Below are 21,406 nucleotides of genomic sequence, written 5' to 3'. Positions count from 1 at the left end.
TAGATAAACTCAGCTGAGCAAGAGCCTCCCAAAATCTGCTTATGGCGCGTGCCGCTGCAGATAGGAAGTAAATGCCTTGATGATCTCTTGCGTAAGGGGGATAGGAGCTCCAAAATGGGTACGTTGACTCCATTGCCCTCTTCTTTGATCACGGTAGAAGAGCTCAAGCCAAGTGGTGAGATCTTCTTCAGTATGCATTTGCATCCCTACGAGATCGGCGAAAGAAAGTTCGTAGATGGGCTGATCGTTGTCCAGATACTCGATAAAACCGTCAGACGTAAGAACCAGGAGTGCATCGGGATAAGGACGTTGTGGAGGTATCTCTGGAGTTTGGTGAATGATTTTCACCATCCTGACTGCGAAGAAACCGATTGCAAGGCTATCCAGCACAAGAGGAAAGAGCAATAAGCTTGCATTTCCATCTCCAGGGGCGAGAACAAAGATGAGGGCATTGCCGCTAATAAAAAGAAAGAGAAATACAATGAATGCTTGCGCGCCAGCGATATCAATATGAGTAATTAAGCTGCGAAAAGCTGAGAGAGACATCCGCTCGCTTTGATAGATAAGCCAGGTATCTGGAGCCTTCTTTTCCCTTATATGTCGTAAAATCTTTTGAGCAGAAGGTAGGCGAGGCAGTGAAAGACCCGATGCTACTGCCCCATCCGCTAAAGCAGCTTCAGTCGCAAGCGGAGTAAGCTCCACTGCATCTGATGCATATGCGAACACGACCTTTCCTATATGAATACTATCCTTTTTTGTGAGGCGATAGGGAACACCGGGTTGAAGTCGTTGTCCGTTCATAAATGTCCCGGATGTGCTTTTCCGATCAGTGAGAAAATAGGCACCATCCTTTAAGGTAATCATGGCATGGTATGCTGATACGGATGGATCAGTTCGTACGATGGTATTATCAGGAGCACTTCCTATGGTGATTTCGCCTAGCCCAAGATGGATGTGCTCACCGTTTGGGCTATGAAGAGCTGCATCGATGAGATCAGCAAGCTTCTGCGAAAGAGCTTTATCTTCCGAAGCTAGCTCATCTATCTCAAGAAGCTGGGCAAGAGAGGCAAGAACTCTATTGCGTGTAGTGATCAGGGTATGTCCTTTAGACAGTGAAGGCAAGAGCTGTTCAACAATCTGGACATCTTTGACGCCATCAAGAATCAGAAGCCAGTCTTCCTGCTCTGTTAACCAGCTCCGAAGTGTCATAAGAGGAGTAGCCTGCTTCGGCATTTCTGGCTGAGCAGCTGCAAGCACAGCAACGATGCTTTCTATACTTTGAAGCAACGGTGTGTGCGAAACGTCCAAGGGATTATCCTGCAACCAGAGGAGGACACGATAATTGCTTTGATACCGATAGGCATATTCTTTGGCGACTTCGGTTTTCCCTACACTACCATTACTCTTTGAGAGAGAATTAGTAATTGCAACCGTATATCCCTTATGGAGAGAAGTATATATCTGCTTCAGGGCATGCTCTCGACCAACAAAGGTGGGATTCCTTTCTAGATCGGTGCCCACAACGAAAGGTTTGAGTCCTGGAAACCTCGGAGGTTGGTCAGGTTTGGCGCGCGTTTGTGCAACCTCCTTCAGCAGTATTTGCAGAGCTTCTTGCTCATTTTTCCCCGCAAGTTCAATAGGAGAGAGAGTGAGGAATATGCCTTCTGTTTCACAGGGTTGGATGCGAATAGGCAAAAGGAGGTGCTGTTCACCAGAGCTGTCTCGTTGAAAGGTTACCGTCCAGTCGGGCAAGGTACAAAGAATGTTGACATAGTGTGGGGAGAGAAGAGCAAGAGTTCTCTCAGTCTCGATAACGGCTTTATGGAGTTCGAGTACGCTATTTGACCCGGGGCGAAAATCCCATTCTGGAAGAATGACACGATACCCATACTGCTCTAAATGCCAGCCAATCCACTCTGCCCAGCGCACATCAGCTGGTGCGTGGCTGATGAAAAAGTGTTTTTTCCCTTGGTGCTCCTGCTCAAAAGCTGGTAGAGATCCTGTGATCTTCATGGATACGTACGTTGCTCCTCAGTTTCATACCACTACAGAGAGCAAAATCGTCTCTCTTAGTAAAGAGACGTCGGAAACTGCGTCATTTAAAACAAGCAGAAGCAAAATTGTGAGCTTGACCAGTTTCAGGAGAGTCGAAAAGGTGGAGAATGGCTGAGAGGTTCATTTCCTTCTAATGAAGAAAACGTTGGAAACGATACGACACGTCAACGTTTAGAACCTTTCTTCCTGTTGCAACCGCTTTTGCTGCCATCCTGCCTCAGGAGTGGTGCACGAACCTTGGGAGTTGATGTTTTGAGCACAAGGTTCGAACATGAGCATGGAAACCACGTGCTCTTTGGAAGGGTTCCGCTTGCTTCCGATGCTCATTTGCACAAAGCAGCTTCACCCTTTATCGGCCTAGAGTCTGGTAGGGATTCAAGTTGGAGGCCATGCTAAAATAGTGGCATGGCCACAAGAAATCCTGTCGTCTGACCCATAACCTCGCCAACAGGACAACTCACTTGCACACCAAGCTTCAACACTAGCGGAAGCCAGATGATCAGCGAAAAAGGAGCACTCTCACGCGGAAAATCATTGTTTTCAACGTCACCTCACTGGATGGGTATCACACAAGGCCAAACAACGATGTCACAGTCATGTTCCCAATGATGGGCGGCGTCTTCGACACACCTACAATGCCGAACTGCTGCGCACGCCGACGTGCATCTTGCTACGCGCATGGGTACTTGGCAAGTGCTGTGGCTACCGTCAGAAACGTGAAATGTTCGAAGGAGTCTCCACCAATCTTAGTTGGTACGAAGCCCAGCTACCACATAACGAGATTGGTGATCTACGATATGTTGACTATAGCTATTGGAACGAGTTGACTGACGGCACGCACCTCGTGAAGGATGGGGTAAGGAATATACAAAAAGGTAAAGTTGTCTTTGATGTACCTAATGATCGATTTTTAACATTTGCAGAAGCGGTACGAAACGATAGGCACGATTTTGAGCCAATTAATTTGTGGAGTCAGAATATTGATTCACCGCTTGAGATACTTGAAAGCCACTTGCGTAAGAGTGCGTTTGCCATTGCCGGTGATACAGCTCCTGCCGCCTTTAAGGTTCCTGTTGGCCTTGTTAAGCTTCCCCTCATCAGCCTAACTCAATAGCGCTAATGATATCCCTTACGACGCTATCGAGCGACCTTTGAGCATCAATAGCCATAGCTCCTGGCGCCGCTAAAAGCTCCTCTTGTAGTTGCGCATGTCGCTCAAGGATATTTTGTAATTCCTGAGGGTCTTTGCCAAAGTCATGGTCTGTCCGGCTGAGGATACGATGACGCAGCGTCTCAGTATCGACCAGCAATACAAATATCTTGGTAAACCAGCTAAAGAACCGATCCTGGTTAGAAGCAAGTGCCCCGACAAACACCGTCTCGTCACTATCCAATATCTCCCTAAGATCCTTCTCTTGCCAGTTCCACCCGTACTTTGACCAATCCACAGGGGGAGGTGGCCAGTCTACGGGCTGGCCTAATTCATTCTCAAGGCGCGTTACAGGTAAGTCGTCAGTGTTGTATGCAGTATAACCTCTTTTCTCCAGTTCCCAGATAACACTGGTCTTTCCTGAACCTGAGTCGCCAGTTATGAGATAAGAAGACATGCAACAATTATAGCTTAACGAGCCACTACTCACAAGCCAGCAGCCTACTTGATGAATTGATAAGGAGAAGAGGAGAGCGGCCACAATCTGCTCTACCAGCATTTTCGTCAGCTGATGATCAAAGCAGGGTTGCTAGAGGTGACCTTCCATGATCTGCGTCACTCTGTGGCCACGATGCTCCTGGCGTGAGGGGTCCATCCCAAAGTGGTCAAAGAACTCTTAGGCCACAGTGATATCTCCATAACCTTGCGCTTGTATGCTCACGTCTTACCTGGCATGCACCAAGAGGCTGTGGAACACTTAGCGGCCTGCCTGAGCTATACATCTCGACTGGCTGCTGTCAAGATTGCTCTCACGCCCTTACTCCTGCAACAAGAGGAGTTGCTCAAGCCTGCCGCAAAGCTGGGTGAGGTGATAGGTTCACCTCTTCGTTAATGTCTAGTAGAATAATGTTGTATTAACATAAAGTAAAGGCATATAAGCCTCTACCTTGCTTGCTCAGCTAGCTGCGCGCCTGGATGTGCTTCTCAAACCAGTCAAGGGCCAGCTTCCATTGGAAGTAGCGATGATGCGGGCTGGCAGTTTTAGCGATCGCGTGGCTAGCATTGGGGAAGCGAATAAGCTCTACAGTTTGCTGGCGCACGCAGAGCGCCGAAAAAAGCTGCTCGCCCTGCTCAATCGGGCAGCGATAATCGTTCTCCGATTGAAGCAGGAGTAGAGGGGTTGAAATATTCCCCACATAGGTAATTGGCGAGTGCGTGCGGAAAAATTGCAAGCTCTCCTCATTCTCCCAGAAACGCCCATATTGGGTGCCCAGCCAGAGCGCTGATATATCGCTTGTTCCGCACATACTTACCAGGTTTGAGACGCCGTTAACCGAGACCCCTGCGGCGAAGCGGTCAGTATGTCCCAAAGCCCAGTTAGTCATAAAGCCGCCGTACGAGATGCCCGTGATACCAAGCTTTTGGGGATCAACTTCGCCTCTGGCCAGCACAGCATCTATGCCCGCCATCAGATCGCGAAAATCCTTCTCGCCCCAGTCCGCAGCCTGAGTAAAGGCAAGATTATATCCCTTGCTGCCGCGCGGATTGACATAAAGTGAGGCATAGCCAGCCCCCGCCAGAGCCTGGGCCTGAAAATAAAAGCTGTGTCCCCACGCGCTATATGGCCCACCATGTACATGCAGAATTAGAGGATAGCGACCTTCGGCGTGCAGCGGTTTGACGAGCCAGCCCTCGATCTCCCAGCCATCTGGTCCCGTGAAGCTAATGCGCTCAGTCGGCGCAATGCTTACTTCCGCGAGTAACTCCTGGTTAGTAGAGACAAGCGGCTTAAGCTCACCACCGCTCCAGGGGAGGGTGAAAAGATCGTAGGGCTGCTCTGAGGTTGCTGCCACGCCAACGAACATCTGGCGCGCCCCTGCGCTCTCCAGGGCAATGATATCCGCGGCGGTAGAAGAAACGCGCTGGCACTTGCCGCTCTCAAGCGAGAGGGCAAAGATCGCATTTGCCCCATGCTCAGCACTCACAAAGTAGATAGTTTGCCCGTCCGGGGACCAGATAGGTTTGGCACCACCGCTGAAGTGGTAGTCGGGCTGCATCGCTGACAGCGAACGATCGAGGTGGCTCATGAGATCACGCTGATCGCCTCCAGAGCGCGAAACCAGCCAGAGGTGTGGGTCTTCGTAGCCGCTGCGTGTATCCATGGAATAGTCAGCGAAAAACGCGATGCTTTCCCCATCCGGCGACCAGGAGGGAAACATTGCGCTTAGCTCACCATTCGTAAGACATTTTAGTTCACCGCTCTCGACGGCAAGCGTCCAGATATCGCTAGCCAGGCTTGCATCAACATTGGCAGTGCGGTTCGCCACAAATGCTATCTGCTTGCCATCTGGTGACCAGACTGGCTGGCCCGCGTCAAAATCGCCTTCGGTGAGCTGGCGCGGAGCGGCCTGGGGCTCATCAAGATTGAGTAAAAATAGTTGGGCGCGCTTATCGATATAGCCGCGCATGTCGAAACGCGAGACAAGAGAGCTCTGGCGACGTAGACGTGGTGTATTTTTATCAACATCGCTGTGTGCTTCCAGCCAGGCGCTCTCCTGCGGTACCTTCTGTCGATCCGTCTCCGGCGTTGAGGTATAGCAGAGCTGCTTACCATCAGGAGACCAAAGTGGAGCGCTTACTCCATCAGGAACGTTGGTAAGGCGGCGAGCCTCTCCGCCACTCACCTCGATGAGAAAGAGCTGAGGCTTCTCTTCATGGCGTGTCGAGACAAAGGCCAACTGCGCTCCATCAGGCGACCAGCGTGGCTGGGTGTCGTGTTTCTCACCGCTTGTCAACTGGCGGCACTGACCATTCTCCAAGGAGGCTAGCCAGATCGCTGAATGAGCCTGATTCTTCGTCTCGTCAAAGCTGCCCACAACATAGGCAACCTGGGAGCCATCAGGTGAAGGCTGCGGATCATCTACAGTTTTGAGTCGCCAGAAATCCTCAAGGGTAAGCACGCGTTTTTCTTCAGACATTGTAACTCTCCTGTGGTAAAAAATTTGCTAATCGGACGCAACAAATCGAGTCAAACAATAGGAAATATGTCTGGTTTCTCTAAGTGTACCCGAACAAATCCCCAATTACCCTCTACCTAAAGGTAAATCTAGGGATAAATTTTCTGTCGTAGTGGTAGATGAAATTTCTTCCTCGTCTCACTGCTGGCTGACCTGGTGTTTCACAGTATTTCTTAATCATAGAGTTAATACATATTATATTGCATTTTAAGCAGATAAAGCGCATACGCCTCCAGTGGCGTATTCCTTCCCATTCCCACGCTCGATAGGCTAAAGTCGAAATCGTTTCGCGATGGCTTGCTCGCTCAGGTTTCCCACAAAAGGTAGCTGATAAGGCTTGCCGCGCCACGCCTGAACCATTCCTATTACCCAGACAATGAATGTGAAGAGCATACTTATGAGCAGAAAGAGGGCCAAACCCATACCTACATATTCTTGCCAACGTTCATGGCCTGCATCGAGGAGATATAGCAGCACAAGAAGGATGAGGAAGAGGATTTGTGAGCCTACGAAAAAGAGGAAAGCTTGCAGGCTATGAAAAAGGACAAAACGATTCTTTCGCATTAGCAGAAACATGAAGAGGCCACTTATCCATCCCAGCAGGTAACTCAGGCTTGCCAACCTTCTTGAATGCCAGTCCACGCTATAGATAGTTTGCTCCGGCCCCTGAGCGACACTGCTTTCTTGACAGGATGCATCTCGACTGTCCTGCTGGTCTAATGTGAAGGGAAGGGATGCATCTTGATAGCTCTCTGCCGGTTCGCTCCTCAGAAAACCCAGATCCTGAGCATCTTTTTCGAAGAGCTGGCACAGCTTTTCACGGAAGTAAGGAGATGGAATCGCATAGCCTCGCTCCCATCGACTCACAGTGGCTGCATCAGTCTCAATGAGTTCTGCAAGCCGAGCCTGCGACCACCCTCGTTGCTCCCTTTCGTGTTTGAGGAATTCATTCCTCTCTTTGCCCATCGCTTCACCTGTTTCTTGTATAAGTATTTATGAGCCTATGATACTTCTTGAGCTGCCTGGTTGCAAATAATAGGGCGCCTGGCACAACTCGATAGTTCTTAAATATATACCAAAAGCCTGGTTATCGCCTACTCATCGACGAGACTTCATCATGGTTGCAGCTCCCATTTCCTGGCAAACTCACCTCCACATGCTTACCGCTTCTTTGCAAAGAGTACTGGATGAAAGGAATAGGAAGGTATGACAACGAAGACAAAAGGCCTGCTCGCCTTTATCTTGCTTGCTTTTGGGCCAGTCTGGCTTTATGAGTTCAGCGCTCATCTCTTTGGACTTTCTTTGGACAATCCACTGGTACAGCTTCCCATGGCATTCGCTCCAGCCATTGCCGCATTGATCACACGGCTCTGGATCACAAAAGAGGGATTTAGTGATGCGGGATTTGCTCTGCATCTCAAAAGAAGCTGGCCATACTATCTGCTCGCCTGGCTCTGGTCAGTGCTCGTTATTCTTGTTGTGGTAGGGCTAGCGTCTCTTCTGCGGCTCGCTCCCCTGAATTTTTCTCAGCTTCGTACACTTCTTCCAGGAATTTCTCTTCCCGAATGGGTATCACTCTTGCTTCTCATGGGGCTTGCGATTGTTATGATACCTGTATTTTGGGGTGAAGAGTTTGGCTGGAGAAGCTATCTCCAGCTTCGCTTGTGGCCTCGTCGTCAGCTCCTAAGTGCTCTCGTGACAGGGCTTATCTGGGCTGTCTGGCATTATCCCCTCCTATTTCTGGGATACATCACTTATGCTAATATTCTGCTTGGGCTCCTCTCTTATACCTGTTACACCGTACTGCTCGCTATTATGCTGGCCTGGCTTCGTCTACGTACCGCTAGTATCTGGCCTGCTTGTCTGGCACATGCAGGAGGCAATATGATCCTTGGCACACTAACAGGGGTCCTATTAGGAGCGCTTGATGTGGCTATATGCGAGCTGTTGTCGCTCATTCCGCTCGCTGCTCTCTGCGCCTGGATTATCCTCAAAGGAAAGTTTAAAGAGACCAGAACTCCCGATGTACTAATGCCTGCCGCCTCCTGGAAAGGTAGCGATGTGAGATCTCAGTAGGCACAAACGAGAGAGGGAGGCGCTCTTAAGAGAGCTTATCACAAAGGCGAGCTGGCGCGGCATAGAATGGCGAAGGTACAAACAGATCAGTCAGCTAGAGGGCAAGGTAACGTCAGCTCTGGTATAATCATAATGCCCATGCCTTCCTTGATCATGACCAAGAGAAATCCTTGTATCTCGTTCCTCAACTACCCACCACTGCGAAAGGTGATATGAGCGATGATGGACAAACTTTTACTGGACACAGCCAGGCGAGCAATCGCTTACCTCGACGGCTTGAGCACACGTGCTGTCAAACCAACTTCTGAGGCCTTGACCAATCTAAGCCGTTTTGATGAGCCACTACCGGAGCACCCAACCGATCCTCTGGCCGTCCTGGAGTTGCTAGATAGCTATGGCTCTCCCACCACTGTCGCTTCCGCAGGAGGGCGCCACTTTGGTTTTGTCGTTGGTGGCTCGCTTCCCGCTGCCCTATCAGCAAACTGGATGGCCGGCGCCTGGGATCAGAATGCCGGATTAGCCGTATTGTCACCGCTAGCCGCTACATTGGAAACGATTGCTCTCCGCTGGCTCCTGGACGTGCTGCGCCTTCCAGCTGATACGAGTGGAGCATTTGTCACAGGAGCAACTATGGCAAGCTTCACGGCCCTTGCAGCGGCTCGCCATCATCTCCTCGCCGAAGCAGGCTGGGACGTTGAGGCAGACGGACTCTTTGGAGCCCCTCCTATCACCGTCATCGTTGGCGAAGAAGTTCATCCATCTCTACTCAAAGCGCTTGGGATGCTTGGACTGGGAAGACAGCGTGTCGTACGCATTCCTGTTGATAATCAAGGGCGCATGCGTAGCACGGCCTTTCCCCAGATCAAAGGACCCACGATTGTCTGCTTGCAAGCCGGCAACGTCAATACAGGCGCCTTTGATCCTGCCCACGAGATTATCCCCTCCCTCCGCGAAACTAAAGCATGGGTCCATGTCGATGGAGCCTTTGGCCTCTGGGCAGCGGCATCGCCGGCCTATGCGCATTTGCTAGAGGGCTATAGCCAGGCCGATTCCTGGGCCACGGATGGGCATAAGTGGTTGAATGTGCCCTATGATAGTGGGCTAGCGTTTGTGAGAGATGAAGCAAGCCAGCGTTCCGCACTTTCCATCAGCGCGCCCTACCTACTGCAAGGAGGTCTGAGAGAGCCAGCACAATTTACCCCTGAAGGGTCGCGTCGCGCCCGTGGCGTCGAAATCTGGGCCGCTCTGCGCAGTTTGGGGCGAGCAGGGCTGGCCGATCTCATTGAACGCACCTGCCACTACGCCCAATACATGGCCAGCCGACTCCAGGAGGCAGGTTTGCTTATCCTCAACCAGGTTGTGCTCAATCAAGTATTGGTCTCATTCGGGACCGATGCGGCCACAACCAATCGCATCATCGAGGAGATTCAACAAGATGGCATCTGCTGGGTTGGGCCAACGCTCTGGCAAGGGCAGCCAGCGATGCGCCTGAGTATAAGTTCCTGGGCCACAACAGAAGAGGATATAGAGCACAGCCTGGAAGCTATTCTTCGTCGCTCTCGGACATGAGATGCTGCGACACGACAAGAAGGCACAGTTTAACAGGAAACGCACACCGGATTAGCTAACCCGGTGTGCAAGCGAGGCACAATTGCCAGCCATCAGCTCATCCGTGACATAAGGTAGAGCACGTAGGCAAAATCTTCCAAATGTCTACTTGACAAAATATATATTGCTCCAATCATCAGGCGCGACGACATCAAGAGGCTGTAAGGTGAAATTTTGTAGCTTCGGATTAATCAAAGCCTGAGTTGCTGCCTGATAAAGAGGAAGCCAACCAACATCGTTAACCAGCTTTTGCTCTGCCTCGTTGTACTGTCGCATGCGCGCCTGGGGATCTAGATTAACATCAGCTTTCTGCAACTCATCCTGCACCGCCTGCTGGGCCGCGGCATCCGAGCTCTTATTTTGGCCATAATTCATGGTATTGAACGCGGCACCTTTGGCAAAATTAAAACTGAGCCAACCCTGAGGATCGGCATAGTTGCCGATCTCGCTCTGCCACATCTGCAGGGGACCAGGATTACCGGTAGTATTCATTATTTGCTGTACGATAACATCTGAGTTCTGGGCGTTAGTTTGCACGGTGATGCCAAGGACGCTTTGCCACTGCTGCGCCAGTACAGCAACCACATTGGTAAAATCGCTATCATCGCCAAAATAGGCAAGTTTTAAAAGCGGAAGCTGGCTGATGCTGCTATAGCCCGCCTCCTTCATGCCCTCCTGCAAAAGCTGCTTAGCTTTCTCCTGATCGCCTTTAGTACTTGCTACGCCAGCAGGTCCGGTCAGATTCTTGTCATAGCCTGGCACACCTTCAGGCATCAGATGATTCGTTGGGATCACCGAGCCATGCAAGACGTTTTGTGCGATCAGGTCCTTATTGACGGCAAGAGCGAGAGCTTGCCGAATCTTGATGTTATCAAACGGCTTTGCCAGGTAATTCATAGCTATAAATACGATAGCAAGCGCAGGTGAACTATGATAATCATTGCGTTTTTCGGCACTTGCCAGTTGGACCGTTGGAACAGCAGCGTAGTCGAGCTGGCCCGTCTGATACGTTTTATAAGTGGTATTTATATCGCCTGAACGCAGCAATTCGACCTTTTGTAGTTTGGGCTTAGGTCCATAATAGTTAGGATTAGGAACCAGGCTCAGACCCTTATTGTGATCGTAGCTTTGCACCATAAAAGGCCCTGCGCCCGCTCCCTCCTGGAGATGATCGGTCCATGTGTTGCCATATTTATCTAGCAGCTTTTTATTTACCGTTAAGGCCGTGACAATTGCAAAAGGCGTCAGGAAATAAGCGGCGGGATGGCCAAGTACAATTACTACGGTATTATCATCTTTGGCAATCAAACTATCACCAATCAGCGTGTTGATCTTACCGGTCACCATCTTTTCCCAATCCTTGATGGGTTCCAGATAAGAGGCCGTGGGCGATTTTGTGGCTGGCGATAAGGCGCGATTGATGCTCCAGACAATATCATGAGCCGTCAAGGGAGTGCCATCACTAAACTTGAGATTGGGCTTGAGTGTAAACGTGTAAGTCAGGCCATCGGAAGAGATACTATGTGATGCAGCCATCTGATCAACCACCGAACCATCCCCTTTAATCGCCACCAGGCCAGTAAAGACCATCTCAATTGCATTAATATCTATGTTCAATGAGGCCAGCGCCGGGTCCAACGTGCCGAAATCGCTGGAACCGATTGGATAACGGAAGATCTGCTTATCGGCTAACGCCTTCGTCGAATTGTTGCTGCTACTCTGCGGGGCCCCGCTGGCGCAAGCGGTAACCAGCAAGGCAAATAAGCATAAGAGGCTAGAAAGAAGCAACATACGCGAAATAGTATGCCTTTGCATATAAAATACCTCCTGTGACTATTGTTACTAAAATACAGGTGTGCTACCTTGAAATGTACATAAAAGCTCCTTTGTGGAAAGCAAAACTAAGCTAGCGTACATCGGGTTATTGTACCGAAATAGCCTGTGCAGATTTCTGGGGGATAACGTAAGCTCTGCCGATGAGCAGGTGAATGTCTAAGCATGGATAAAACATCTCCCCAGGCCGTGGCCTGCAGAGCTAATAGCCAGACAAGAACGGGCAGAAGCATTTCGCGTTATGCATAACGCCCGAACATCTAGACATCTTCTAAAAGCATATCTGCCTGCATTCAGGTGGGAGTATTTATCGGCTATGCTTATCCTATCTCGTATCATAAGCTACCGGGTAGCGTAAGGGATAAGGCAGCTGAATACGCTCTTTTATTAAAAAGTTCTTCAGGGATAAGCGCGTAACCGTTTCCAATAACAGTGTATAGTTCGAGCTTATAGGAAAGCATCTAACCAAAGTTAGAAGGAAGGGGTAAAATATTTTAACTGCCCACCTCAGGGCATTGCGAGCTCCCACTCTCTTAGCCTGACAAAAGAGGGCCAGAAGCTCAGGCCATTTCAACTTGCTGGGTAAATAGTTTTACCCAGAATTTACCCAAAAAGAAAATCGTGCCATGCCTGACAAGCTGCCGCCATTACTAAACGGCACTCGCCAGCAAATCAAAGATAGTAGCTACCGCTCCTCTTAGCATATCGGCCCCACTTTATCGCAGCCTGCCGCTTCCTGCATCTACGAGCAGAAACCGTATTATTGCTTCACAGAAAACAAGCCCAGATCCAGGTCCCTCCCGTGAATCTGAGCTTGTTTGCCATCCCGTAGCTCCGTTGATCTATTTAGTGTCGTGTCTTTTCAAGCTATCCCCTGCAATCCATCTAGAATGCTGAGGGTGGAGCATCCGCAGGATCGCTGCCCCAGCTTCGATCAGGCGTATCGGACAAGGTAAAATTAAGCGTTCCACCCTTCTCGATAAATGAAGCAGGCAACCATGGTTTGTGACTCAATTCCCCATTGAGCAACAGGTTATGGATATAAGGCGTGCGCGCCGAAGCCTGGAGCGCATAGATCTGGATAACCTGCCCTCCTTGACGATAAATAGTTATCTCCGGGAAAAGAGGGCTGGCCAGAGCAAGATCAGCAGTACCGGGCGTTTCGGGAAACATACCCAACGCCGCAAAGACATACCATGAAGAGGTCTCGCCCAGATCGTCATTGCCGGCCAGGCCACCCGGACCGGGAGTATAGAGTGTATTGGCGACATCTCTTACTACCTTCTGGGCCTTGTAAGGTGCGCCGGCATAATCATATTCCCAGGGCGTCTCAAAGGTTGGCTCATTACCCAGGAAGGCATAAGGCTGATTGGGGCCAGCGTTCAGGCGCGTGAAGAAAGTATCGAGCCGCTTAACAACTTTATCATTGCCGCCAAGCGCATTGAAAAGGCCTCGCAAGTTAAAGGGCACCATCCAACTATATTGAGCACCATTCCCCTCTACCCAACCTTGCGGGCTGGCTGGATCATACGAGGCGGGAAAAGCTCCCTCAAGGTTGCGTGGCTCCAGAAAATGCGTAGCTGGATTGAAAAGTTTTTTCCAGTTTTGTGCGCGCGCTAAGAACTTCTGTGCGCTAGCATGCTCTCCTAGCTGGCGGGCAAAAGCCGAGATAGCAAAGTCTGCGGTGTTGTACTCCAGAGAAGTAGCGGCAGGGCCATAAAAACTACAGCATCCATAGTGGCCATCTGTCGGTAGATAGCCGAGCTCATCCAAATAATTTTGCCCGGGACGTACATTATTTGGCTGTGTAGCCTGTTTAACCATAGCATCCAGAGCCGCCTGCGTATCAAAGTTCCGCGCGCCAAAGGCATATGCTCCGGCAATGATAGGATCAGCAGGATCGCCAACCATAACATATGTCTCGCTATTAGCCAGGCTCCATTTGGGCAATTGACCACTTTGTCTATAGTCATTGAGCATAGATTTGACAATATCGCTTGTCTCTTTAGGAGCAAGCAGGGCCAGCAACTGTATTTCCGAGCGATAGATATCCCATCCCGAATAGTTTGCATATTGAGCGTGGCCTGGTTCTACCGTATGGATATTGCCATCGAAACCAATATACTGGCCATTCACATCAGAAAAGATATTGGGCTGCAGAAAGACATGATAGAGAGCCGTGTAAAATGTACTACGCTGAGTGGCCAAACCACCCTTAATGCGAATGCTGTTCAAGCGCTGTAACCAGGCTTGCTGAGCTTGCTTTTGTGCGCGGGCAAAATTGTTGTGCCCAGCTTCTTGCTCAACGTTATCTCGCGCATTGGCCACGCTGACAAAGGAGACTCCCACATGTGCAGTAATCGTAGAGCTTGCCCGCGTATCAAACGTAACATAAGCACCTGAGCCAGGTCCAGAGGCGATAGTAGCTGGATGCAATTGTGTAGCAGATGGCGGAAGAGACGTTCGCTGCTTGAGAAGTGTGCTCAGTTGCTGCACGGCAGGCGAAGCCGGGCTGCCACCCTCAGCATTGAGGTTGCCAGGTTGCAGCGCTTTATCATGCCAGGTCCCAGTTGTCGCAAAGGGCTGACTAAATTGGGTCCAGAAATAGAGCTTGTATGTATTTTTGGCACCGCAAAAACCGCCACTGAGAGCCCAGCCCGAAATAGAATCATGCCCAATCTTCACCTGAGCATCATGCGTTCCGTTAGCCGAGCCCGAGACGTTGAGCAGCAATGTTGCTGTCTGTCCCTGGGGATACGTAAAGCGCCCGAGACCACTATGCTGGGTCACTGTCAGTTCAACATTTACTTTATTATCGAGAGCCACCTGATAATAGCCCGGACTTGCCGTCTCATGGGCATGGGAAAAAGTGGCAATATAGCGTGAAGGGTTAGCCGCCGGTGATTCCTTGACAGTCCCGACATATGGAATAAAGGGAATATCACCATAAGCTGGACAACCTGCCCCGTTGAGGTGGGTAAGGCTAAAACCTTTAATGCGATTATCTGGATACCAGTAACCGCCAGGGGCATAGCTTACCGTATCGGGGCTCCACTGCACAAGGCCAAAGGGAACATCCGCCCCGGGAAACGTATCACCCCCTGCATACCCTGAAGGGGAACCGGGCTGAGCTCCTGTACCCGTAAACGGATCAACCTCGGCAACTGAATTAGCGGCTGAAGTAAGCGCAGAGCCAGCCGCCAGTACGTGCACTCCTCTGGCCAGGGCCAGCCCCGAGGGGATCAGCAACATAAGCAAGAGCGCAATAGTCAGAGTCTGTGCCAACCTTATACCTCTACCACGTACCATTTCGACTCCTCAATTTTTTGTAATTATACAAACTGATGTATAGATGCAATAGTAGCACAGTCTCATCACAAGATGAAATACTAGAATTTAAATATATTTCTCATATACACATAAAAATCTATAATATGGCTAAAAATAAGAACATAAAAAAATATCGCTAGCTCTATTCTTCTATGTATTGAGCGGACATGCGGAAGAATTTCGGGCCTTCAGCCTTCTCTCTGTTCGCTTCCCTGGTTCTGTGATACATGTAGGTATCGTCGAGACTTTCCCCACCACCTCTGAGCGTCTTTCTCCCCAACATCAAGCTTTTTTCCCAGGAAAATGCTCCCCAAGGTAGACTTTTGGTGACTGTTTGTACCTCATCTTTGTGCTATTCTTGTAAGCATACAGAACATACCGGTTTGACGATCGTACAATGTAGCTTATGTGCCTGATCATGAGCTAAGCAAGGAGCAAGGAAATATGTCAACAATCAGTTTCGAAGCTAAACTGTATAAAATCGGCTCATGGACCATTCTCAAGCTGCCTCAAGAAGCCAGCGCACAACTGCCGTCACGAGGTATGACAATGGTTGAGGGAACCATAAATGGTTTCCGCTTTCAAGCAGCGCTCGAACCAGACGGGAAGGGAAGTCACTGGTTCAGGATTGACAAAACCATGCTTGAAGCCGCTTGCGCAAACGTCGGTGACACGGTAGCCCTGGAGATTGAACCAACGAAAGAATGGTTGGAACCCGAGGTGCCAGCAGATGTAAAGAGCGCTCTCCTGGCCGTTCCACAGGCGCACGCTCTCTGGCTGAAGATCACGCCGAGCGCAAGGTGGGACTGGATTCGCTGGATACGAGCGACCAACCAAGCCAAAACGCGTCAACATCGAATAGAGGTGGCCTGCTCAAAGCTCAAACACGGAGAGCGAAGGCCATGTTGTTTTAATCGTAACATCTGTAGCGAACCCCTGGTATCAAAGAATTGGGTTCTCCTCGAACCGAGGCAAGCGCAGGAAATCATGGAATAACTATATACTCAGCTACTGGTGAGCCAATCCGAAAAGATGGAAGGGATAGAAGCTCAGCGGAGGTGTTGTATCTATAGGGAGCATTAACAAAGAGAAAGGGGCGCAAGCCTCCCCTTACCCACCCTCACCGAAGAGTCGAGTCCAACACCTGGTAGTGATTCGATGCGCTATACTTTGTGCACTTGTGACAGTGCTGGGCATTACAATGCAGAATACGCCGCCCCTGGCACAGGATTCGAACCCGCTTTTACCAAAAAGTTATGCAACATCCGGGCCGTTGCCGCCCTGGTGCTCGCTACTCAGCTCGTCCGGCTACCTGCTTGCGCCTCTTTCTTACTATTCTAAAAGATCGGTCGTCCAGTTCGTGGCCTGGATGGTTGTATCCAGTTCGCGCCTCTGGCGAGCAAGCTCATCCAATTGCTTACGCAGCGCTGCGACATCGACCGTGGAAAGCTTACGAATCTCAGCGCGCCCATAACGCTCAATCCGATTAGAGGCCGTATCGGCCAGTCCATCAATAATGCTGTGGTGCAGCGAAAGCACATCTCGCTGTGCCAGCGCATTGGTAAGAGTAGTACCATCCGGCAGGCTGGCTTGCAGATTGGTCCTATTGATTCGCGCAATAAGCTCCTGCAATTGAGCCAGCATCTGCCCCAGCTCCGTCAGCAACTCTGTAGGGTTCTCAGGCGGCTGTTCACCTTCCTGGACCAGAGCGCTTTGATTCAGGCGGTTACGCATCTGCTCGATGCGCTTCTGCAGATCTGCACGCAGCACCAATGCTTCTGCAAGCTTCATAATTCCGGCCTCCTTGCGAAATGACAGTTCACATCTCATTTGTTATATGTCAACTAATTTAGAGTATAATCACGAGAGGTGCCTTTGTCAAGAGCAATAGCGGCCTCTTATCGAATTTAGCGCTATTATAAGTTAGCCGATAGAAGCCTTTACAGGAACCGGCGAGCTCACTGCTTGCTTACCTTCCTCTGATACATGGCAATATTCATCCCAGGCTTTAATTGGGAGCGTGTCCAGCTTCTTGCTCGCCAGAGCTTCGAGGAACAAGCGCATCTGCTTGATCTTCGTAATTAGCTGGATATTGCAGTCCACAGCCAGGCGGCGCAGCGTATAATATGTATCAAAATCTTTCTGCTTGTTGCCGGTGACGACCACAAGAGCCAGATCAACCTGTTGCTGGCGCAAACAGCTCCGCACATTGGGTTCAGCCTGCTCATCGGGCTGATGTAGCAGGGTAGCCTGTATATCATGTTCGCGCAAGAATTGCCAGGTCTCCTCGGTGGCATAAAGTGGCAGGTTCAGGGCTCGTAAATGCTGCAAGCTCTGTTCCAGGGCTTTATGCTTGTCCTCGCCACAAAAGCTAAGGAAAACCCCTTTCTCTGGTATCTTACTTCCCGTCGCCAGGCTAGCCTTGAGATAGGCCTCAGCCAGATCTTCACCAAAGCAAGCCACTTCACCTGTAGAAGCCATCTCTACGCCCAAAACCGGGTCAGCATCAGTGAGGCGCGAGAAGGAAAATTGTGGAGCCTTCACGGCCACAAAAGGCGCAGGGGCAATCTCGACTTCTGCAATCTGCTCCTCAAACAAAGCCGCGACAAACAGATCCATAAAGTTCACGCCTGTGACTTTGGAGATGAACGGGAAGGTACGCGAGGCGCGCAGGTTGGTCTCAATGACATAGACCTCTCCATCCCTGACCAGAAACTGAATATTTACCGGCCCGGTAATATTGAGGGCAGCCGCGATCTTGCGCCCGATCCCGACAATTTCTTGCTGGACTTGCGCAGAGATTGAATGGGGCGGCAAGACAATCGAAGCATCGCCCGAGTGGACACCGGCATTCTCAATGTGCTCAGAGATGACATGTGCCTTGATCTGCCCATATTGAGCAACGGCATCCAGCTCAACCTCGCGTGCATACTCGAAAAACTTGGAGATGGTGACCGGATGTGCCGGCGAGACAGTCGCAGCTTCCTGAGCATAATGGACCAGTTCTTCCAGCGTATCGCAGACCTTCATCGCGCTTCCCGAGAGCACATATGAAGGTCGTACCAGGACAGGATAGCTCACGCGCGCGGCAAAGGCTGCCAGCTCATCCAAGGTGCTGAACGAGTCCCATTCGGGCTGGCGCACACCCAACTTATCGAGCAACTGCGAGAAGGTGCTGCGATTCTCGGCTCGGTCGATATCCTCAGCGCTAGTTCCCAGCAAAGCACAGCCATAAGCGTGCAGAGCCTTGGCGCGATTGTTGGGAGTCTGTCCACCCACTGAGACGATCATGCCATATGGCTCCTCAAAATCGTAGATGTCGGCGATGCGCTCGAAAGTAAGTTCCTCAAAGTAGAGACGATCCGAGACATCGTAGTCAGTCGAGACGGTTTCGGGATTGCAGTTAATAATGATTGCCTGCTTCTGGTACTTTTTTAAAGCCTCCACAGTACTGACGCTCGTCCAGTCAAACTCAACGGAGGAGCCAATGCGATATGGTCCCGACCCCAGGACGACAATACCTCCATCTCTCCCCGGAGCGACATCGTGATGCTCGCCATTGTAGGTAAGGTAGAGGTAATTTGTGCTGGCGGGAAATTCGGCAGCCAGGGTATCAATCTGAAAAACTGCTGGCTTCACTCCCAACTCTTTGCGCTGCTTGCGCACTTCGAGCTCACTCTGCTCCGTCAGTTCGGCGATGCGCTTATCGGAGATCCCCACTTGCTTAATTGCACGCATCTCTTCGGCATTGAAGGAACATTTAGCATGCTGCTGAAGAGCCTGTTCCATCTCGACTATATGCTTAATACGCTGCAGAAACCAGTGGTCGATACCTGTCAGAGTATAGATCTCGTCAAGCTCCATGCCTTGCTGAATAGCATGAGCAATGGCAAAGGCTCGCTTAGGAGTAGGGGTGGAAAGATAATGCTGTGCCTGCGCCTGGGAACTGAAGAAATTGCTTGGCGCCACAGCACCTTCAAAGCCCTGTTCGAGCATGCGCAGCGCTTTTTGATAGGCTTCTTCAAAGGTTCGGCCAATTCCCATAACTTCGCCGACTGACTTCATCCCTGTACCAATTGTTTCATCAGCGCCCTTAAATTTGGCAATATCCCAGCGCGGAATCTTGACAACAAGATAATCGAGACTTGGCTCAAAGCAGGCGCGTGTCACTCCTGTGACTTTATTGGGCAGTTCGGTCAGACCATAGCCCAGGGCAAGTTTAGCCGCAATATAGGCCAGTGGATAGCCGGTAACCTTGCTGGCCAGGGCTGAGCTGCGCGATAAGCGGGCATTAACTTCAATTACATAGAATTTAGACGTGACAGGATCAAGCGCATACTGCACATTGCATTCGCCTACGATGCCCAGGCTACGCACAATCGCGATAGAGGCGGCGCGCAGCGTATGATACTCTTCATTCGTTAAGGTCTGGCTTGGCGCAATAACAATGGACTCTCCGGTATGAATGCCCAGGGGGTCCATGTTTTCCATATTACAGACGGTTATACAGTTATTATAGCGATCACGTACTACTTCATACTCAACTTCTTTATAATGATGCAGATATTGCTCAATTAAGACCTGGGGCGTAAATGAGAGCGCCTTATTAACTATGCTTTCCAGCTCTTTGATATCATGAGCGATACCGGAGCCCTGACCGCCTAGCGAGAAACCGGCGCGCACCATAAGCGGAAAGCCGAAGCGCTGCCCAATCTCCAGAGCTTCTGGCAGCGTCGTCGCGCTCTGGCTCTGTGGAGTGGGAATATTGATCTTCATAAGGTGCTCGGCAAACTTCTGGCGATCCTCGGTAAGAATAATGGCGCTAATCGGCGTGCCTAGAATACGCACGCCATAGCGTTTTAAGACGCCACTTTCGTGCAGCTCGATGCCGCAGTTGAGCGCAGTCTGGCCACCAAAGGACAGCAAGATACCATCTGGGCGTTCCCGCTCGATCACTTTTTCGACAAAGTAGGGCGTGACGGGCAGGAAATAGATCCGGTCCGCCAGGATCTGCGAGGTCTGAATGGTAGCGATATTGGGATTAATGAGGACGGTTTGCACGCCCTCTTCCTTCAATGCTTTAAGCGCTTGCGAGCCGGAGTAGTCAAACTCTCCGGCCTGGCCAATTTTTAATGCCCCCGATCCCAACAATAACACTTTCTGCAACTGACTCATCTAATCTTCTCCAGGAAGTAATCAAAGACCCATTCGGTATCTACTGGTCCCGGCGCGGCTTCGGGATGGAACTGCACTGACATAAAAGGTTTTGAGATATGCTTGATACCTTCATTCGTTTCATCATTGGCATTGCTAAACCAGGGTGCAAAGCCCTCGGGAATATCGCCAACGGCATAGCCATGATTCTGGGTGGTAATATAGCAGCGCTGCGTGCCATTCATAACACACGGCTGATTCTGGCTGCGGTGCCCAAACTTCATCTTATAGGTATCGCCTCCTGCCGCCAGGGTCAGTAATTGATTGCCCATACAGACGCCCAGTGTAGGCACGTTGTGCTCTAGCGCTGTGCGAATCGTGTTGATCGTCGCCGTTGCATATTTGGGATTGCCCGGTCCATTGGAGATGACAATGCCATCAAAGTGTAAGGGCTGCTCTGGCGCAAACAGGGCATAATCCCAGGGAACTGTGATTACTTCAACATTGCGCTTAAGCAGGCTGCGCACAATGTTGCGCTTAGCCCCACAATCGATAAGGGCAATAGTCTTGTTGCCCTTCCCGGCACGCACGAGCTTTTTTGTGGAGACGCGGGCAATCTGGTTCTCCTGATCAGGATTATAGAAAGGAATATCCTGCTCAAAAACTATCTTACCCAACATAGCACCGTGCTGGCGAATATGCTGAGTCAAGCGGCGCGTATCTTTGATCTCCAGGGCCGGAACTTTTTGCTGCTTGAGCCAGGTGGCCAGTGTCATGGTAGATTGCGCGTGGGACGGGGTATCGATGTAGTTGGAAACAATCAGCCCCGAGACATGGATGCGCTCATCTTCCCATAAAGCCTGTTCAGGCACGCCATAATTTCCAATCAGCGGATAGGTGAGGACGAGCAACTGGCCTTCAAACGAGGCATCGGTAAGGGCTTCTGGATAGCCCACCATACCGGTGCTAAAAACTACCTCACCAGCTTGCGCCTGCCTGTACCCAAAAGACTTTCCCTCAAACTGCGTTCCATCCTCTAAGATCAATGTGCCATATATGGTCCGGTCCTCAACAAGCTGGGGATCGGTAATCGTTTGCATTTGCATAATCAGCCTTTCTAGGCAACTCGCCTCTCCTCCTCATACACATGAGTAGAAACCAGGACAATCTCCACACTATCCTC

The 21,406-nt window shown here is 50.5% G+C and carries 14 protein-coding genes; 5 read left to right on the top strand and 9 right to left on the bottom strand.

Annotated elements, in window-relative coordinates; genetic code table 11:
* Nucleotides 1-39: 39 nt before the first annotated feature.
* Nucleotides 40-2,013: a TIR domain-containing protein gene (locus tag EPA93_RS12485; protein WP_129887841.1), complete on the bottom strand. Its 1,974-nt coding sequence runs from the start codon at nucleotides 2,011-2,013 to the stop codon at nucleotides 40-42.
* A gap of 763 nt (nucleotides 2,014-2,776) precedes the next feature.
* Here EPA93_RS12485 and EPA93_RS48315 point away from each other — a divergent pair.
* Nucleotides 2,777-3,169, top strand: coding sequence for a hypothetical protein (locus EPA93_RS48315; protein WP_165423051.1), 393 nt, complete (start codon nucleotides 2,777-2,779; stop codon nucleotides 3,167-3,169).
* Here the strand turns inward: EPA93_RS48315 and EPA93_RS12475 are convergent.
* Nucleotides 3,153-3,662 carry a hypothetical protein gene (locus EPA93_RS12475; RefSeq protein WP_129887840.1) on the bottom strand — a complete coding sequence of 170 codons (510 nt, stop codon included), beginning with the start codon at nucleotides 3,660-3,662 and terminating at the stop codon, nucleotides 3,153-3,155. The genes EPA93_RS48315 and EPA93_RS12475 overlap by 17 nt on opposite strands.
* Before the next feature lie 204 nt (nucleotides 3,663-3,866).
* Between EPA93_RS12475 and EPA93_RS12470 the strand changes: the two genes are divergently transcribed.
* Nucleotides 3,867-4,097 (top strand): hypothetical protein, encoded by a 231-nt coding sequence (locus EPA93_RS12470; protein WP_129887839.1) that lies wholly within the window; start codon nucleotides 3,867-3,869, stop codon nucleotides 4,095-4,097.
* A gap of 67 nt (nucleotides 4,098-4,164) precedes the next feature.
* On the opposite strand, the gene EPA93_RS12465 is transcribed toward EPA93_RS12470, so the two are convergent.
* Together EPA93_RS12465 and EPA93_RS12460 are read right to left on the bottom strand one after the other, a co-directional pair.
* Nucleotides 4,165-6,183, bottom strand: coding sequence for a S9 family peptidase (locus tag EPA93_RS12465; protein WP_129887838.1), 2,019 nt, complete (start codon nucleotides 6,181-6,183; stop codon nucleotides 4,165-4,167).
* Between the two features lie 309 nt (nucleotides 6,184-6,492).
* Complete coding sequence (locus EPA93_RS12460; protein ID WP_129887837.1) at nucleotides 6,493-7,188, bottom strand: helix-turn-helix domain-containing protein; 696 nt, start codon at nucleotides 7,186-7,188, stop codon at nucleotides 6,493-6,495.
* Between the two features lie 240 nt (nucleotides 7,189-7,428).
* Here EPA93_RS12460 and EPA93_RS12455 point away from each other — a divergent pair, with 240 nt between their 5' ends.
* Nucleotides 7,429-8,298, top strand: coding sequence for a CPBP family intramembrane glutamic endopeptidase (locus EPA93_RS12455; protein ID WP_129887836.1), 870 nt, complete (start codon nucleotides 7,429-7,431; stop codon nucleotides 8,296-8,298).
* 222 nt (nucleotides 8,299-8,520) lie between these two features.
* A complete protein-coding gene (locus tag EPA93_RS12450; protein WP_129894514.1) occupies nucleotides 8,521-9,867 on the top strand; it encodes a pyridoxal phosphate-dependent decarboxylase family protein in 1,347 nt (448 codons plus the stop codon).
* Nucleotides 9,868-10,011: 144 nt separating this feature from the next.
* On the opposite strand, the gene EPA93_RS12445 is transcribed toward EPA93_RS12450, so the two are convergent.
* Both EPA93_RS12445 and EPA93_RS12440 read right to left on the bottom strand, forming a co-directional pair.
* Nucleotides 10,012-11,721: a peptide ABC transporter substrate-binding protein gene (locus EPA93_RS12445; RefSeq protein WP_129887835.1), complete on the bottom strand. Its 1,710-nt coding sequence runs from the start codon at nucleotides 11,719-11,721 to the stop codon at nucleotides 10,012-10,014.
* A 903-nt stretch (nucleotides 11,722-12,624) separates the two neighbouring features.
* The gene (locus EPA93_RS12440; RefSeq protein ID WP_129887834.1) at nucleotides 12,625-15,048 is read right to left on the bottom strand and encodes a GH92 family glycosyl hydrolase; all 2,424 of its coding nucleotides are present in this window, start codon (nucleotides 15,046-15,048) and stop codon (nucleotides 12,625-12,627) included.
* Nucleotides 15,049-15,513: 465 nt separating this feature from the next.
* Between EPA93_RS12440 and EPA93_RS12435 the strand changes: the two genes are divergently transcribed.
* On the top strand, nucleotides 15,514-16,065 hold the full coding sequence (locus EPA93_RS12435; protein WP_129887833.1) for a YdeI/OmpD-associated family protein: 552 nt from the start codon (nucleotides 15,514-15,516) through the stop codon (nucleotides 16,063-16,065).
* Between the two features lie 336 nt (nucleotides 16,066-16,401).
* Here EPA93_RS12435 and EPA93_RS12430 read toward each other — a convergent pair whose 3' ends face one another.
* The 3 genes from EPA93_RS12430 to carA all read right to left on the bottom strand — a co-directional run bounded on the left by EPA93_RS12430 (nucleotide 16,402) and on the right by carA (nucleotide 21,329).
* On the bottom strand, nucleotides 16,402-16,860 hold the full coding sequence (locus EPA93_RS12430; RefSeq protein ID WP_129887832.1) for a DIP1984 family protein: 459 nt from the start codon (nucleotides 16,858-16,860) through the stop codon (nucleotides 16,402-16,404).
* Nucleotides 16,861-16,992: 132 nt separating this feature from the next.
* Complete coding sequence (gene carB / locus EPA93_RS12425) at nucleotides 16,993-20,244, bottom strand: carbamoyl-phosphate synthase (glutamine-hydrolyzing) large subunit (RefSeq protein ID WP_129887831.1); 3,252 nt, start codon at nucleotides 20,242-20,244, stop codon at nucleotides 16,993-16,995.
* A complete protein-coding gene (carA, locus tag EPA93_RS12420; RefSeq protein ID WP_207229520.1) occupies nucleotides 20,241-21,329 on the bottom strand; it encodes a glutamine-hydrolyzing carbamoyl-phosphate synthase small subunit in 1,089 nt (362 codons plus the stop codon). The genes carB and carA overlap by 4 nt, the downstream gene beginning before the upstream one ends.
* Between the last annotated feature and the right edge of the window lie 77 nt (nucleotides 21,330-21,406).

The organism is Ktedonosporobacter rubrisoli, from assembly GCF_004208415.1.
Taxonomy (GTDB): Bacteria; Chloroflexota; Ktedonobacteria; order Ktedonobacterales; family Ktedonobacteraceae; genus Ktedonosporobacter; species Ktedonosporobacter rubrisoli.
This window is presented reverse-complemented; position numbering and strand designations above follow the sequence as displayed.